15 protein-coding genes and 1 pseudogene are annotated in these 15,894 nt (G+C 66.4%); 7 read left to right on the forward strand and 9 right to left on the reverse strand.

What is annotated here, in order from left to right; all coding sequences use genetic code 11:
- Window positions 1-55 precede the first annotated feature (55 nt).
- Both ABEA50_RS25455 and ABEA50_RS25460 read left to right on the forward strand, forming a co-directional pair.
- Window positions 56-1,315, forward strand: coding sequence for a multidrug effflux MFS transporter (locus tag ABEA50_RS25455; RefSeq protein WP_345498521.1), 1,260 nt, complete (start codon window positions 56-58; stop codon window positions 1,313-1,315).
- Window positions 1,316-1,608: 293 nt separating this feature from the next.
- Window positions 1,609-3,129 (forward strand): acetyl-CoA acetyltransferase, encoded by a 1,521-nt coding sequence (locus ABEA50_RS25460; RefSeq protein WP_345498523.1) that lies wholly within the window; start codon window positions 1,609-1,611, stop codon window positions 3,127-3,129.
- Between the two features lie 134 nt (window positions 3,130-3,263).
- Here the strand turns inward: ABEA50_RS25460 and ABEA50_RS25465 are convergent, their stop codons facing one another.
- Both ABEA50_RS25465 and ABEA50_RS25470 read right to left on the reverse strand, forming a co-directional pair.
- Complete coding sequence (locus ABEA50_RS25465; protein WP_345498525.1) at window positions 3,264-4,355, reverse strand: NAD(P)H-dependent amine dehydrogenase family protein; 1,092 nt, start codon at window positions 4,353-4,355, stop codon at window positions 3,264-3,266.
- A 52-nt stretch (window positions 4,356-4,407) separates the two neighbouring features.
- On the reverse strand, window positions 4,408-5,445 hold the full coding sequence (locus ABEA50_RS25470; RefSeq protein ID WP_345498526.1) for a Rieske 2Fe-2S domain-containing protein: 1,038 nt from the start codon (window positions 5,443-5,445) through the stop codon (window positions 4,408-4,410).
- Window positions 5,446-5,643: 198 nt separating this feature from the next.
- On the opposite strand from ABEA50_RS25470, the gene ABEA50_RS25475 reads away from it, so the two are divergent.
- On the forward strand, window positions 5,644-6,210 hold the full coding sequence (locus ABEA50_RS25475) for a TetR/AcrR family transcriptional regulator (RefSeq protein WP_345498789.1): 567 nt from the start codon (window positions 5,644-5,646) through the stop codon (window positions 6,208-6,210).
- Between the two features lie 266 nt (window positions 6,211-6,476).
- Window positions 6,477-7,055, forward strand: coding sequence for a TetR/AcrR family transcriptional regulator (locus ABEA50_RS25480; RefSeq protein ID WP_345498528.1), 579 nt, complete (start codon window positions 6,477-6,479; stop codon window positions 7,053-7,055).
- Between the two features lie 6 nt (window positions 7,056-7,061).
- Here ABEA50_RS25480 and ABEA50_RS25485 read toward each other — a convergent pair whose 3' ends face one another.
- The 7 genes and pseudogenes from ABEA50_RS25485 to ABEA50_RS25515 form a co-directional block, all read right to left on the reverse strand.
- The gene (locus tag ABEA50_RS25485) at window positions 7,062-7,871 is read right to left on the reverse strand and encodes an SDR family NAD(P)-dependent oxidoreductase (RefSeq protein ID WP_345498529.1); all 810 of its coding nucleotides are present in this window, start codon (window positions 7,869-7,871) and stop codon (window positions 7,062-7,064) included.
- Window positions 7,868-9,052: an NADH:flavin oxidoreductase gene (locus ABEA50_RS25490; protein WP_345498530.1), complete on the reverse strand. Its 1,185-nt coding sequence runs from the start codon at window positions 9,050-9,052 to the stop codon at window positions 7,868-7,870. The genes ABEA50_RS25485 and ABEA50_RS25490 overlap by 4 nt, the downstream gene beginning before the upstream one ends.
- Window positions 9,053-9,297: 245 nt before the next feature.
- Window positions 9,298-9,441 (reverse strand): annotated as a pseudogene (locus ABEA50_RS25495) (DNA polymerase III subunit beta family protein); the annotation flags it as partial.
- A gap of 148 nt (window positions 9,442-9,589) precedes the next feature.
- Window positions 9,590-10,471: a GntR family transcriptional regulator gene (locus ABEA50_RS25500; RefSeq protein WP_345498532.1), complete on the reverse strand. Its 882-nt coding sequence runs from the start codon at window positions 10,469-10,471 to the stop codon at window positions 9,590-9,592.
- Between the two features lie 4 nt (window positions 10,472-10,475).
- Window positions 10,476-11,750 carry a carotenoid oxygenase family protein gene (locus ABEA50_RS25505; RefSeq protein ID WP_345498534.1) on the reverse strand — a complete coding sequence of 425 codons (1,275 nt, stop codon included), beginning with the start codon at window positions 11,748-11,750 and terminating at the stop codon, window positions 10,476-10,478.
- 253 nt (window positions 11,751-12,003) lie between these two features.
- Window positions 12,004-12,483 (reverse strand): OsmC family protein, encoded by a 480-nt coding sequence (locus tag ABEA50_RS25510; RefSeq protein ID WP_345498536.1) that lies wholly within the window; start codon window positions 12,481-12,483, stop codon window positions 12,004-12,006.
- Between the two features lie 21 nt (window positions 12,484-12,504).
- On the reverse strand, window positions 12,505-12,792 hold the full coding sequence (locus ABEA50_RS25515; protein WP_345498538.1) for a putative quinol monooxygenase: 288 nt from the start codon (window positions 12,790-12,792) through the stop codon (window positions 12,505-12,507).
- A 160-nt stretch (window positions 12,793-12,952) separates the two neighbouring features.
- On the opposite strand from ABEA50_RS25515, the gene ABEA50_RS25520 reads away from it, so the two are divergent.
- Genes ABEA50_RS25520 through ABEA50_RS25530 form a run of 3 tightly spaced genes read left to right on the forward strand, consistent with a single transcriptional unit; the run spans window position 12,953 to window position 15,839 of the window.
- Window positions 12,953-13,708: a (Fe-S)-binding protein gene (locus ABEA50_RS25520; RefSeq protein WP_345498539.1), complete on the forward strand. Its 756-nt coding sequence runs from the start codon at window positions 12,953-12,955 to the stop codon at window positions 13,706-13,708.
- Window positions 13,705-15,219 (forward strand): LutB/LldF family L-lactate oxidation iron-sulfur protein, encoded by a 1,515-nt coding sequence (locus tag ABEA50_RS25525; protein WP_345498541.1) that lies wholly within the window; start codon window positions 13,705-13,707, stop codon window positions 15,217-15,219. Before ABEA50_RS25520 ends, ABEA50_RS25525 begins: the two co-directional genes overlap by 4 nt.
- Entirely contained in the window at window positions 15,216-15,839 is a 624-nt protein-coding gene (locus ABEA50_RS25530) for a LutC/YkgG family protein (RefSeq protein WP_345498542.1), read from the forward strand. Before ABEA50_RS25525 ends, ABEA50_RS25530 begins: the two co-directional genes overlap by 4 nt.
- Window positions 15,840-15,894: the final 55 nt, after the last annotated feature.

Here is a 15,894-nt window from a genome sequence, read left to right on the forward strand (position 1 = left end):
TCAGGGTAGCTCCAGTGGCTCGCCGGGTGATGGCTCGTGGGCGGACGAAAGGTCGATGTTGCAGCGGCGAACACCGGACACCGGCACTGTTGTCGAGCGGGAAGAAACGGCGAAAGCGGCGGGAGCCACGCACTTCCCCGTGCGCCTGATCGCTACGCTGTCGCTGCTCGCGGGCGTCGCGCCGCTGTCGATCGACATGTACCTGCCCGCATTTCCCGAGATGGCGGTCGAATTCGGCACCGGTGCCTCGGCGATTCAGCTGACGCTCACCGCCTTCCTGATCGGTCTCGCGTCCGGCCAGTTGGTCATCGGCCCGCTCTCGGACCGCTACGGCCGGCGACCCCTCCTGCTGATCGGAACACTGACCTGCGCGCTGTTCAGCGCACTGTGCGCGCTGGCCCCCACGATCGAACTCTTGGCCTCCGCGCGCTTCTTTCAGGGCTTCGCCGGAGCGGCGGGCATTGTGCTCGGTCGGGCCGTGATCTCCGACCGTGCCGAAGGTCCCGCTGCGGCGAAGCTGTTCAGCCTGCTGATCGTCATCAATGCGGTGGCTCCGATCGTCGCGCCGCTGCTCGGTGGTGCCATCGTCACCGGTGTGGGGTGGCGCGGGGTGTTCTGGGCGCTGGCCGCGTTGGCGATCGTGATGTTCCTGTGCGTGGTGCTCGGGGTGCCGGAGAGTCACCCGCGCGAGCGGCGAACCGGAGGCGGCATCGCCTCGACGCTGCGCAATGCCGGTGTCGTGCTGCGTAATCGCCGCTACCTCGGCTTCACGCTGTCCTACGTGTTCGCCTTCGGGGTGATGTTCGCCTACATCTCGGCCTCGCCGTTCGTCCTCCAGAACGTGCACGGACTCTCGGCCGGTTGGTACTCGGTCGTTTTCACCACCAATGCGCTGGGCCTGGTCGTGGCCAGTGTCGTCAACAGCAAGCTCATCGGTCGGGTCGGCGGTCGCGCGATCCTGCGCGCCGGTCTGCTGGCGCTCGCGACCCTTTCGGTCGCGATGCTGGTGAACAGCCTCGTCGGACCCGTCTTCGTGATCACCCTGATCCTGTTGTGGTGCACCGTGGCCAGCCTCGGGCTCGTCGTCGCCAATGCGACGACCCTCGCGCTCGGTGAGGCACGGCAAGCGGCGGGCACCGCCTCCGCTGTCCTCGGCGCGCTCCAATTCCTGCTGGCCGCCGCGATATCGCCGCTCGTCGGCATCGGCGGTGACCACACGGCCCTCCCGATGGCGATCGTCATGGTCGTCAGTGCGGGCTTCGGCTTGGTCGCGTTCGTCGTGGCGACGGGGCGTCGCGGGGCTCGTAGCGAGTAGGGGTAGTTCGCGTCGGGCGACTCGGTGTGCGGTAGGCGGCGCGGCGGCGGGTTGCCGGTTGGAGGTATAAGCCGCGCTCCCGTCAGGTCTTTCGCATGCCAGCTTGCCGCGGTTCGCACCGGCGCTCGAATGACGGTGCGGTGCCGCGCCGACGCTGACTGGAACAGGTTCTATTTCAGATGGTAACGTCCCTGGCGAGCGGCGAATCCGCCAACCCGATGGGGTTGCACTACCGCACACCGAGGTGTGCGACTGGCGGGTTCGTCGAGACCGTGTGAGACGAGGTGTTGGTTGTGATCGACCCGTGTACGCCCGTGCTCGTCGGCGTAGGACAGGTGGCCGATTCGGTCGATGATCTCGACTACCGGCAGTGGTCCTCGGTGGATCTGGCGACCGTGGCGGCACGGCGCGCGGTCGACGACACCGCGGCGGATTATGCGACCGTCGCCGCGTCGGTCGAGGTCGTCGCGGGGGTGCGGCAGTTCGAGATCTCCGCGCCGGTGCCAGCGCCACTGGGCAGGTCCGACAACTACCCGCGCTCGGTCGCGCGCAGGATGGGGATCGACCCGGGACACGCCGTGCTGGAAGTGGTTGGTGGCCAGGGCCCACAACACCTGGTCACCGAGTTCGCGAGCGCCATCGCGGCAGGGCGACTCGAGTCCGTCCTGCTTGTCGGCTCGGACGCGATCTCCACCGAGCGGTTCTATGCCGGTCGCGCGGACAAGCCCGATTTCACCGAGGCGATCGGTGGACAGCTGGAGGACCGTGGTTTCGGCTACGAATCCTTCCTCGACGAGAACCTCATCCGACACGCGGCGGTCAGTCCGCCGACGCAGTACGGGTTGCTCGAGAACGCCCGGCGCGCCCGGTTGGGGGCGACGCCCGCGGAATACCGCATGCGGATGGCGGAGTTGTTCGCCCCCTTCACCTGCGTCGCGGCCAAGAACCCGCTGGCCGGATCGCAGGTCGTGCGTTCGGCGGCGGAGTTGGCCACCGTCACCGCGAGCAATCGCATGATCTGCGACCCTTATCCTCGGCTGCTCGTGGCGCGTGATCTGGTCAATCAAGGTGCGGCTGTCGTGCTGATGTCGGTGTCGAAGGCCCGCGAACTCGATGTGCCACAGGAGAAGTGGGTCTATCTCCGTGGGCACTGTGACCTGGTCGAGCAGCCACTGCTCGAGCGCGTCGACCTCGGTGGGGCGCCGACGGCGACGATGGCGGCGCGGGAGGCGCTGCGCGTGGCGGGTATCGGTCTCGACGACATCGCGGCCTTCGATCTGTACAGCTGCTTCCCGATCGCGGTCTTCAACTTCTGCGAGGGCATGGACCTGCCCACCGACGACCCTCGCGGCCTGACGGTGACCGGCGGCCTACCGTTCTTCGGTGGTCCCGGCAACAACTATTCGATGCACGCCATCGCCGAGATCGTCAGCCGAATGCGCGAGCGGCCAGGCGATTTCGGGCTCGTCGGCGCCAATGGCGGCATCATGAGCAAGTACTCGGTGGGCGTCTATTCGACCGCGCCCGCCGACTGGGTACCCGACCGCGCTCCCGCATTGCAGCAGGCGGTGTCGGACCTGCCTTCGGTCGACGTGCGGCCGCGCGCCGAGGGTGCGGCGCGTATCGAAACCTATACCGCGCGAGCGGAATCCGGTACCGGCGTGGGCTTGGTCATCGGCCGCATGGTCGCCGACGATACCCGTTTCCTCGCGGCGATCGATCCCGAAAGCCTTGGTGCGGTGGGTGATCCGATCGGTCAGGACATCGTCGTCACGGCGGGGGAGAACGGCAACTCCGCGGTGATGCGGAACTAGGGTGTCGCAGCGGCTCGTGGACCCGTGATCGGGTCGGGCGCGCGAGGCCCGGATGAACGCGCTCCCGGCGAGCTACTCGACGCCGCGATGCTCACCTCGGGTACGGTGACCAATCGTGTCGCCGGCCGACCCGACTAGCGCTGGAATCGTCCGGCGAACCCGCGCAGCGGTAGGTCCGCGCTGGTGAGCAGTCCTGGCGGAGCGGCAACGACCGAGGTAATGGCGTTGAGTGCGGGCAATCCGGTGACGGTCATGCCGATCGAGGCGAAGTTGTTCGGGTCGCTCAGGTCGACGCCCGGCTTCGGAAAGATCATGTGCTTGTTGTAGACGCACGGGTCACCCTTGATCTGAGTGATGTAGCAGCCCTTGATGTCCCAGCTCGGATTCGTGTGCGGGGTCATCTGCCACTCCAGATGCGTTTCGATCCTCGGTACCCCGTCGACCATCCCCTGATATTTGAGGTAGCTGCCGCCGAGTGAACCTTTCGCCATCCGGTACCAGCCGAGGTCCACGTCCTTGGTGCAGGCGCCGAGTTCGTAGGAGAAGGTCACCTCGTCGAGTTCGAGGTCGAAGCAGTCGGCCATCATCAGCACGCTGTCGGCGAAGACGCGGGTGTATTTCTCCAGTTTGTCGGGGATGCTCGGGTCCTCGACCGGTAGGCCGTAGCCGACCTCGATCCAGGTGTCCTTGGAGTGGTGGCAGGACACGTCGACGGATTCGAGGGTCGTGATGTTCTCGATCTCGGCGACGTCGGCCGAGCACACCACGCCGAGGATCTGGTTCACGCCGGGATTCATCCCGGTGCCGTAGAAGGTGGACCCGCCCTTCTCGCACGCATCGCGCAGCAGTTGGGTGACCGGTTTCCCGGACGGGTGTGGATGATTGGTGTCGCGATGCCAGCCGGTGATCCAGTCGGCGGTGGTCACGATATTGATCCCCGCCTCGAGCACCCGCACATATAGATCCTCGTCGGGGAACACTCCGTGGAAAGTGAGGACGTCGGGTGCGGCGGCGATGATCTCCTCGATCGAGCCGGTCGCCAGCACGCCGTTCGGTGCGAGACCGGCGATCTCACCGGCGTCCTTGCCGATCTTTTCCTTTGTGTAGCAATGTAATCCGACAAGTTCGAGGTCGGCGTGGGTGCCGATGCGCTTGATCATCTCGGTGCCGACATTGCCGGTGGCGACCTGGAACACCCTGGTCGGTGTGCTGGCGGATGTGGTCATCGCGGTGGACCTTTCTGTCGACGCGGTCGTGGGGGTTTCGCGGAGTCGTGGATCAGGTAGGGGAGATGTCGGCGGCTGTCGCGGCGCGCAGTTCGGCCGCGCTGCCGCCGCGCCCGTCGGGGTAGAACTGCTTGGCCCAGGTGCGGATCGCCGTGAAGCCGCGGTATTCGCCTGCCGAGAGTGCGGGCGGGTCGGAATATCGCTGGTGCTGCCAGATGTGGACGTCCTGGGTGAACTGGCGGATGATCTCCTCGGCCATGGCATTGGCCCTGCGCTCGGCCTTCGCGGGATCGGAACCCGTTGTGCGGCCGATGTATACGCTGAACCGGACGTCGGAGGTGCTGTCGTCGACCGGGGTGACAGCGGTGATGGTCCGATTGTCGATCATGCCCCAACTCTTGGTCACCGCGACGCCGAGTCCACCGTTGATCGCCTGCACGCCGCTGTGCACATCCTCGATCGACTGGCCTTCGTCGCCTTCGAAGGTGATGGTGAAGTCGACGTAGGAGACCGGCCGGTCGAAGTCGTGTCTGGTGAACACCGGCACGATGGGTGTCTTGTGCACGAACTTGAAATGCGCGAAGTCGACGCCGTTTTCGAGCACGTACTGCGGGTGGATCTCCAAGTTCTCTCGCAACAGCGTGGCGACCTGGTGATAGTCGGATCGGCTGCTGCCGTCGCCGAACCCGGCGAATACGTCCGGCACGTCGAAGTAGGGTGCGCGACCCAGTCGGTCGTACCAGACATAGATCGACTCGTTGCGCTCGAGCACCGGATAGGTGGGCATCCGGCGACCCCGATTCGGGCGCTTCTCATACGGAATGCAGACATTGCGTCCCTCGTGGTCCCACTGCCACCCATGGAAGGGGCATTCGAGCACTTCGCCCTCGACGTGTCCGCCGAAACCCAAATGGGCGCCGAGGTGTTCGCAGTAGGCGTTCATCACGGTCAGCTGTCCCGACCGCGCGCGCCACGCGACCAACTCTCGACCGAAATAGGTCATGCGGTGGACCTCGCCGACACCGACCTCGGTGGACCACGCGACCTGGAACCAGCCTGTCGGCTGCATCGATAACGGCGGCTTCGCCATTCCCCGCGTCCTTTCTGCTCGGCGCCGAATCGGTCGAGCTGACCGCCGCCTCGGCGAATAACAGTGGGTGCTGTGAAAATAACACAGTGCCCACTGTGAAACCAGGAAAAGCGTGCGAGCGCTACCATTCCGTGCGTGATCGACGACGAGGGCTCCGTGCGGCGCGGCAATCGACGCGGCACCGCCACCAGGGAGAACATGCTGCGCGCCGCGGTCAAGGCGTTGGCGACCGGTGACCCGGGTGCGGTGTCGGCCAACAAGATCGCGCGTGAGATCGGCGCGACCTGGGGCGCGGTCAAATACCAGTTCGGTGACAACGACGGACTCTGGGCGGCCGTGCTGCACTACACCGCCGAGCGGCGCGCCGAGGTGCTCGCCTTCGGCGACAGCTCGATGCCGTTGCGCGAGCGGGTCGCCGAGATCATCGACACCCTCTACGAGGGGCTCACCTCGGCCGACTCCCGCGCGATCGAGAGTCTGCGTGCCGCACTGCCCCGCGATCACGCCGAACTGGAACGACTGTATCCACGTACGGCCGCCGAACTCTCGTCCTGGGGTCGAGGTTGGCTGGAGACCTGTCAGCACGCTTTCGCCGACCTCGCCGTCGACCCGGAGCGTGTGCGCGAGGTCGCGGCGCTGATCCCCGGCGCCATGCGCGGCATCGCCTCCGAACGTCAACTCGGCACCTACGCCGACCTCGACCAAGCGCGGCGCGGCCTGACCAATGCCATCGTCGCGTACCTGGAGAACTCGGCCGCCACGTGATTCGAGAATGCCGTGTGCCTGCGCTCCAGAAACGGGGGAACGCCGGCACGTTGTGCCTATGGTGTTGTGCGGCAGATGATTACGGAATAGTAGGAGTGTCCGTGTGGCATCGTTTCGCCGTCACGCGCTCGGCGGCACGACCATGACGTCGAGGTGTCGGCGAGTCCGCGCGCGTGCCGCACAGATCGGTGACCGGTCGCCGATCGCACGGGCGCCTGGTTCAATCGCTGATTGAAACGGTGATCCGGCAGTGCTTGACTGATCGCATGGCGGACGAGGTCGAGACGAAAGCGGGCACTCGGGAGCGGTTGCTTTCGGCGGCAGAGGGACTGTTGCTCTCCGAGGAGTACGACGAGGTGTCCGTACGCGGGATCTGCGCGGCCGCCGGGGCGAATCCCGCTGCGGTGCACTATCACTTCGGGTCGAAGGATGCCCTGGTCACCGCGCTGCTCGAAGATCGACTCGAGCCGCTGTGGGCCGACCGGCTCGGTGCCGCCGCCGAATATGGTTCGGTGGGTGCGGTCGTCGACGCGATCCTCGGGCCGTTCGTCGAGCTGTCGGCGGATCCCCTGGGGCAGTTGCATCTTCGGCTACTGGCGAAGTTCGTGTTGGGCCGCCACCCGATGGCGTTCGATCAACACTGGTTCCGGCTCGGCTCCTGGGTCGGCCTCCTGCCCGACCTCGGTGCTCGCGAGAGTCGTCGCCGCTGGATCGTGGCCTTCGACCTGATCATCCTGCGATTCGGCGGCGGCGGGCTCGAACCGGAGGTCGCACGAGCCGCGGTGGCAACGCTGCGCGATTTCGTCATTGCCGGGTTGACCGCGCCAACCGGGCAGCAGCGCTGAGCGAGGTCATCCAGGACCTAGCAACTTCCTCAGTACCGGGTCGAGCACGGCGTCGGGGAGCCGGTGCATCAGCGTTCGGCGCGAATCCGGCCGTACCGAATAGCGCCGCCTCGGGCGGGCGGAATTCGCCGCGCGCCATACTGTCTCGGCGAGTACGGCGGGATCGTGCGCATGGCGCTGCTCCCGTACCGCCATGGCGCCGACCTTGCCGACCAGCTCGACGAAATGCGTCGAGTTATCGCGCGCTCGGTCGAAGGTGGCGCGAATCCCGTCGACCATATTCGTGCGAAAAGGTCCGGGTTGCACTGTGCTGACGGGGATCCCGAGGAACATCAACTCCCGCCGCAACGCCGCCGAGTACGCCTCGACGGCGTGCTTGGTCATCGCGTAGGGGCCGTTGAGCATCAGCGCCTTCTGCCATCCGGTTTCGGAGCTGATGGTGATCACCCGACCGCGACGGCGCAGGACGAGCCCGAAGGCTGCCTTGATCACCCGGTAGGTGCCGAGCACGTTGACCTCGAAGATCTTTCGCATCTCGTCCTCGTCCACTTCCACCAGCGGACCGACGAACATCATCCCCGCGAAGGTCACCACCGCGTCGAGCCCGTCGGGCGCGTGCGCCTCGACGGTGGACAGCGCTTCGGTGACCGAGGCGGAGTCGGTGACGTCGAGCACGAGCGGAAGGATATTCGGCGCCACCTCGGGTGGGCGCAGGTCGGCGGCGAACACCAGCCAGCCGCGCCGGGCGAACAGCGTGGTGGTCGCGGCGCCGAGTCCGCCGCCCGCGCCGGTGATCAGCACTGTCTTCGTGGTCATCGTTCAACGGCCGGTTCGTCGGGGCGGGCAAGCACACAGCTGGTGCGACTGAAAATCGTCGGCATGCACCTGTTGCAGTGTGTACACAGCGATGGCGTGTCCTCGTTGTCCTGAATACGCCGCAGTAGATCCGGTTGGCGCAGCAGCGCTCTGGCCATCGCGACGAACTCGAATCCCTCGTCCATCGCCAATCGCATCGTTTCGGCGGTCGTGATGCCGCCGAGCAGGATCAGCGGCATCTTCAGTTCGTACCGGAACTGTCGTGCGAGGTCCAACATGTACGCCTCGCGATAGGGGTACTCGTGCAGGAAGAAGCGCCCACCGGCCCGCATCCCCCAGCGCAGCGCACCGCCGAAGGCCTCGGCGAAATCCTTGCGCGGTGCGTCACCGTGGAACAGGTACATCGGGTTGAGCAGGGAACTGCCGATGGTCAGCTCCAGTGCGTCGAGGGTGCCGTCCCGCTCGAGCCAGCGCCCGATCTGGAGGCTCTCCGCCAGCCGCAGCCCGCCGACCACGCCGTCGTCCATGCTGAGCTTCGCCAGCACCGCGATCCGGTCGCCCACTTCCTCGCGCACCGCCTGTGCCACCTCGCGCGCCAAACGGGCCCGGTGGGCCAAGCTGCCGCCGTAGGCGTCGTGGCGGCGGTTCAGCAATGGGCTGAAGAACGAACTGATCAGGTAGTTGTGGCCGAAGTGCAACTCGACGGCATCGAACCCCGACGCCTCCGCGATCGCGGCAGCGTCGGCGAAAGCCTTGATTACCCTGCGCAATTCGGCAACGTCGGGCCGGACGGTCCGCGCCATTCCCAGCGGGCTGAACAGCCGACCCGGTGCCAGGGCCTGCTGCCGGTTGGACGCGGCGTTGGCGACCGGCCCCGCATGCCCGAGCTGTGCGCTGGCCGCGGCACCCTCGGCATGGATGGCATCGGTGAGTCGGCGCAGGCCGGGTATCGCCTCGGGGCGCATCCAGATCTGGTGGCGATCGGTGCGCCCCTCCGGGGAGACCGCGCAGTAGGCGACCGTGCTCATCCCGACACCACCTGCGGCGGGCGCGCGGTGGTACTCGATCAAGTCGTCGGTGACGAGCGCGTCGGGGGTGCGTCCTTCGAAGGTCGCGGCCTTGATCACGCGGTTGCGCAGCGTGATCGGTCCGAGCCGGGCGGGGGAGAAGACCTTACTCATCGTGGCTCCATGGTGTGTGCGCCCGGGGTCACGAACTCCCACGGTCGCGTGGTTCGAAGGCGGGGCGTGGCGCTCGGGGAGCGTGAGTTCGGCCGACGATTCGATGACCGTCGGCGGCTGTATCCGGGAGTCGGGTTGCCATCGCCCATCTCCGAATTAGAACACGTTTCAATCAGTGATTCAATCGCCGTTCGAACCAACGGCGCGCTGCGCCGGTTCGCCGGTGTTTCTCGCCGATTCGGGCGTATGAGCACAGAAGTCTCGATATCGGCCTGTGCCGGCTGCCATTCGATGTGCCTGACCGCGAGCCGGAACCGGTCGGTGGCCGCGAGCACTACCTTCTGCCCGGCGATCTCCACGCGAATTCCGGTGAGCATCGGCAACGTATCGACTGAAATCTGTCGCCGTCGGGCGGTGCCGTGGCAGCCGGAACGCAGCGTGTGGTGGACGCCCGGCATCGCGGTGATCTCGATTCGCGGACGCGAGTCGGGAAGTCGATGAGGTGTTGGTCATCGAAATCAGCTGGGAATCAGGTGTTTACGGCCGAGCTTTGCGTGGGGCCAGTACGGTCGTCATGCCGTCGAGAAGGCGTTCCAGGCCGAAGGCGAACAGGGAATCAAGGGTCACCTCGGCAGCCGATCCGGTGATCTGGCTGACCAGCGGGCCATCGAGAGCGCGCTTGGCGGCACCCCACTGGCTGCTCGTCATTCCCGTGTCCAATTCGGCGCCGGTTTCGCTCTCGATATTGATCCCCGTCCCCCGCACGTAGTTCATCAGGGTGGCGTACACGTGCAGTCGCACCGACGGATCCAAGGCCATGCCGTCGAAGGCGCGCAACGTCCAGAGTCCATAGGCCATCATCCCCGGCGGCGTCGTCGGGCGAGTGATCGAAATGAGTCGAGGCAACCAAGGGTGGCGCTGGTAGAGGCCCCACTGCAACTGTGCGGCCGTGCGCAGATGCGCGCGCCATCCCTTGGGTGGTTCGGGGTACTCGATTTCGGTGAACACGAAATCCGCGATCAACTGGGGTAGTTCGGTTCTCGTCTCGAGATGTCGATGCAGCGATATCGTGGCGACACCGAGGTCCGCGGCCACCGCCCGCAGCGACAGGGCCGCGAGACCACCCGTATCGGCGATCCGAATCGCCACCCGCAGAATCCTGTCGCGCTCGAACCCGTCGACGGTTCGGGCGGGTAGGCGTCGGGTGGCGACCACGGCGCCGACCCGAGGTCTGGACTCGATCGAACCCGACTGTTTCAGTGCCGCAAGGGCTTTGGTTGCCGTCGCCATGGCAACACCCCACTCGTGCACGATCGCCCGAGTCGTGGGAACCGAGTCGCCCGGCCGCAATTCCCCCGTCTCGATCCGCCGCTCGATCTCGGCGACGATCCTGAGGTAAGGCGGTCGGGACTCGGTCACATCCTCATGCTGCCACGGGCGGATGCTCCGGTATCCAGTTGCCGTGCAGGCCGAGCGGCACACGAGCCGGGAGGTGGACGCGTGCGACCGGCTCGCCGGTGAAGTCCTGAGCGGCCAGCACGACCAGGTCGGCGGCGCCGCGTTCCGGATTGTGCACATAGGCGAGTAGATATCCCTCGTCCTCACCGGGGCCGACCGCCGCGAACGCCGCCTCGCCGACCGCTTCGTCGGGCCCGAACGCGTGGACTTCGCTGGTCGCGCGCCATATATCGTGCTTGACCAACGCGTTGGTGAATACGCCGTCCGAGGGGGTGCCCTCCGGCGCGAAGGGAATCCCGTACAGCGCCGTCGCCGAGGAGTAGCCGTAGCGGTGCGGATGCGCGGCGAAGGCATCGTTGACGCGCGGGAAGTCCTGCGGCCTGTCGTCGATGCGCTGCTGGTGCAGCTTGTCCCCGGTGACGGTCCACCGGTCCAGCGTCGGGTGGATCGCCCCGGGGTCGGCGGCATCGAAGGGGCCCTGCGCGGTCACCAGATCCACGACCACCGCATCACCGTCGTCATAGGCGTTGAGCGTGTGACTGACATGGACGGGATCGATCGCGTGCCACCGCACCGCACCGCCCGCCCGCGACATGACACCCACGCGCGTGGGGAGTTCCGGCTGCCAGCGCACGTCCATCCCGTCGAATCCCAACGGGGTATCCCAGAGCACCACCCGGGTGGCCGTGAGCGCGAAGTCGTGCAGGAACGGTGTCCTCGACATCGGAATCGTCACGGCGCTCGCGGTGGCACCCTGGGCGTCGGTCACGATGTATTGCACGAAATCGCGGCCGGGAACGTACGCCAGCGAGTGCAGCTCCCCGGTACGCGGATCGTGTTTGGCATGCGCGCCCGCGGTGAAACCCTCGGCGGTCGCGCCGAGTTCGGCGGGGCCCACCGTGTTCAGCTCGTGATCCAGCAGAGCGGGCGCCACCCCGCCCTCCGCCATGGCGAAGGTCTGTCGCCCGTGTTCGATGACGTGCACCATGGGCGCGAACCCTGGGCCGTGCACGAACCGATTGCGATACCACTCGGCCTTGCCGTCACGCAGCCGCACCCCGTGCACCATCCCGTTGCCCACGCCCCAGATGTGTGTCGCCGGGTCGGCCGGTTTCAGCGGGTTGGGTCCGTTACGCACGTATCGGCCGTCGAGCTCGGCGGGGATGCTGCCGGTGACCGGCAGGTCGTAAGCGGTGATTTCCGTGTCGACGGGAGCGAAAGGACCTTCCAAGTACTTCATCCGATCACCGTATGAACAGTGGAGCGGAAACTGTTCTCCGACAACAAGATTACTTCGCCGTGTACTAGTGCAGTCGAATCGAACCCATCGGGCGTGTTTCGTCGGCGATCCGATCCCGTGACGACTTCCGGCGGTCCCCACGTTCGGCCTCCACACCGACCCGGTGGTGCTCCGGCAACGTCGGTTCGTCGTGCGGGCCGCGGACGTCGGTTCGCCGGCGGCCCCGCCCGCCCCGACGCGACCGAGCGAGCAGTCAGTCCGGTTGAACGTGGACCACCGGTTCTTCGGTGATCGGGAAGTTCACCGAGCGGGCGATGAAGCACAGCGCGGCCACGTCGCCGTGCAGTGCGCGCGCTTTCTCCACCATCGAGGCGTCGGTGACCGTCACCTCCGGGCGCAGGACGACGGAGGTGATCTGGCCGCCGCCACCGCTGGCGTCCATGGTCATGACCGCCGTGGCGTTGTCCTGGTACTCGGTGACGACGACCCCGCCCTCCGCGCACAGGTGCAAGTACCAGAGCAGATGGCATTGCGACACCGAGGCGACGAGCAACTCCTCGGGATTCCAGCGGGTGGCGTCACCACGGAACGCGGGGTCCGAGGAGGCGGCGATGCCGGGCTTGCCCTCGGCGAGCACCTCGTGGTCGCGCGCGAACGAACGGTAGTTTTCGGTGCCCGAGCCGAGGTTGCCTGTCCACTCGACCGTGACGTCGTAAGAGTGCGTTGTCGTCATAGGGTCGAGCTTAAGGCGCGCTCAGAGCGCGTCGAAATATTCGATCTTCGGTGCGCCCGCCAGCAATGGCGCCATCAGCCGACCCGCCGCCCGGAAGTGTTCGGACTTGCCGTGGGCCTCGAGGGCGTCCTTGTCGACATACAGCTCGAAGAACCGGTAGTGCGTGGGGTCGTCCTGCGCGCGCACCAGCTGATAGGTCACATTGCCCGGCTCATTGGCCTTGACCTGCGCGATGAGGTCACCGACCACGGATTCGAACTCCGCGCTACGCCCCTCGGCCACGGTGATCTCGGCGATGACGGCAATCATTCGGTTCTCCTTCGTTATTCGTCGCCCCACCGTAGCGTGCAACTGTGCAAGGGGTGATGGCGCGAGGAAGGTCTCGTGCCGCTCGCCGCGTGACCTGGAATGAATCGGCCGACCACACAGCCCCGTGGGTCGCCAGACGTCGACGATTTCGGAGGAACACATGCGAGTCGCGCTGTTCGCCACCTGTATCGCGGACACGATGTTCCCCGACGCGGTCAAGGCGACCGCACTGCTGCTGACTCGGCTCGGACACGAGGTGGTGTTCCCGCCGGGCCAGACCTGCTGCGGTCAGATGCACGTCAACACCGGATATCAGCCCGACGCACTGCCGCTGGTGCGCAACTACGTCGACACCTTCGGTGACGGCGACATCGACGCGGTTGTCGTGCCGTCCGGGTCGTGCGTCGGGTCGGTGCGCCACCAACACGAGATCGTCGCCGAGCGTTACGGCACCGCCAGCTTGTCTCGGCAGGTGGCGGTCGTCAAGGCCAAAACCTATGAGCTGTCGGAGTTGTTGATCGACGTACTCGGCGTCACCGATGTCGGCGCGTATTACCCGCATCGCGTCACCTACCACCCGACGTGCCATTCGCTGCGCATGCTGCGGGTGGGCGACAAGCCGCTGCGGTTGCTGCGCGCGGTACACGAGATCGACCTCGTCGAACTGCCCGCCGCCGAGGTGTGCTGCGGGTTCGGCGGCACCTTCGCGATCAAGAACGCCGAAACCTCCACCGCCATGTTGGCCGACAAGATCCGCAATGTCGCCGACACCAACGCCGAATTCTGTTGCGCGAGTGATTCTTCGTGCCTCATGCATATCGGTGGCGGCATGACGCGCTTGCAGATGGGCACGCGGACAATACATCTCGCCGAGATACTGGCTTCGGTCCAGCAGCGCGTCGAGGTGACCGCATGAGCCTCGTAGCGCTGGGACTGCCAGCCCTACCTCCTCGCGCCCCGCACGGTGCGGGGCACCTGCGTGGCAGCGAGAAATTTCCCGCCGCCGCCCAGCACGAGCTCGCGGACGCGCAGCTGCGCCGCAACCTCGCCAAGGCCACCACCACCATTCGCGAGAAGCGGCTCGACGTCACCGCGGAACTGCCCGATTGGGAACGATTGCGCGACGCGGGCGCGGCGATCAAGACCGATGTGATGAACCGACTGCCCGAGCTGCTCGAACAATTCGAGGCTGCCGTCACCGCACGCGGTGGCATCGTGCATTGGGCGGCGGATGCGAACGAGGCCAACGACATCGTGACCAGGCTCGTCCGGGAAACCGGGTCGAAGGAGGTCATCAAGGTCAAGTCCATGGCGACGCAGGAAATCGGGCTCAACGAACATTTGGCGTCGGCGGGCATCCAGGCCTACGAGACCGATCTCGCCGAACTCATCGTACAACTCGGCGACGACACGCCCTCGCACATTCTCGTTCCCGCGATTCACCGCAATCGGGCCGAGATCAGGCAGATCTTCCTTCGCGAAATGGACGGCGTACGAGCGGATCTCGACGACGACCCGGCGCACCTCGCGGCGGAGGCGCGCAAGTTCTTGCGGCACAAATTCATGACAACGCCGGTGGCGATCTCCGGCGCCAACTTCGGCATCGCCGAGACCGGGACCCTCGGTGTCGTCGAGTCCGAGGGCAATGGGCGCATGTGCCTGACGTTGCCGCAAACCCTGATCACGGTGATGGGTATCGAGAAACTGATCCCCGAATACGCCGACCTCGAGGTTTTCCTCCAGTTGCTGCCCCGATCCTCGACCGGGGAACGGATGAATCCCTACACCTCGATGTGGACCGGCGTGACCCCCGACGACGGTCCCCGAAAATTTCATCTGGTTCTGCTCGACAACGGTCGCACCGCCGCGCTCGCCGACAAGATCGGCCGCGAGGCACTCAACTGCATCCGCTGCTCGGCGTGCCTCAATGTGTGCCCGGTGTACGAGCGCACCGGCGGCCACGCCTACGGCTCCACCTATCCCGGCCCGATCGGTGCGGTACTCACCCCGCAGCTGGCGGGCATGGACGGCAAGGACGATCCGAATTCGACGCTGCCGTTCGCGTCCAGTCTGTGCGGTGCGTGCTTCGACGCATGCCCGGTGAAGATCGACATTCCTGCGCTGTTGGTGGAGCTGCGCCACCAGAAGGTGCGGGAATCCAGCTTCGGTGTGGAGGCTGCCGCGATGCGGGCGGCGTCGGTCGCGATGGCGTCGTCGGGGCGATTCACCTTCGCGCAGAAGGCCGCGGGGTTGGGGCGTCTGATGGCGGGTAAGAAGGGCAAGATCTCGACCTTGCCGCCGCCGTTGCGCGGCTGGACCGCGGCTCGCGACATTCCGGCACCGCCGAAGCAGACCTTCCGGCAGTGGTGGAATTCCGCGGCGGGTCAGGCCGAGATCGCGCAGGCGCGTCGCGAGGGGCGGTCATGAGTTCTCGCGATGTGATCCTGGGCCGGATTCGCGACGCGCAGGCTTTGGCTCCCGCTGTGCGGCAGGAAATTCCGCGCGAATACCGGCGGGACAGAACCATGGACGACGGTGCGCGGCTCGCCCTGCTGATCGACCGGCTGCACGACTACAAGGCCAAGACCTACCCGTGCGGGTCCGCCGAGCTCGCGGCGACACTCGCGCGGGTGCTTCGCGATTCCGGCGCGCGGCGCGTGGGTGTCCCACCGGGGCTGGATGATTCGTGGCTGGCCGATTTCGACGGTGAGGTGGTCATCGATTCCGCCGACGTGCCCGCACCGCTGCTGCACGAACTCGACGGTGTGGTCACCGCGTCCAGGGTGACCTGTGCCGAGACCGGCACCATCTTCCTCGACGGCGGTCCCGACCAGGGCCGCCGGGCCCTCACCCTGGTACCCGACCTGCACGTGTGTGTCGTGCCGTTGTCGACGGTGGAAGTCGGTGTGCCGGAGGCGATGTCGAAGCTGATTCCGGAACGACCGACCACCATGATCAGCGGACCGTCGGCGACCTCGGACATCGAACTCGAACGCGTCGAAGGCGTGCACGGACCCCGAAACCTGCACGTCGTCATCGTGCGCTGAGCGCCGTCCAGGCGGTGGTGCAGTCGTGAAATGCGGTGGTAGGCGCACCGACCGC

This window comes from Nocardia callitridis (assembly GCF_039543305.1).
GTDB lineage: Bacteria > Actinomycetota > Actinomycetes > Mycobacteriales > Mycobacteriaceae > Nocardia > Nocardia callitridis.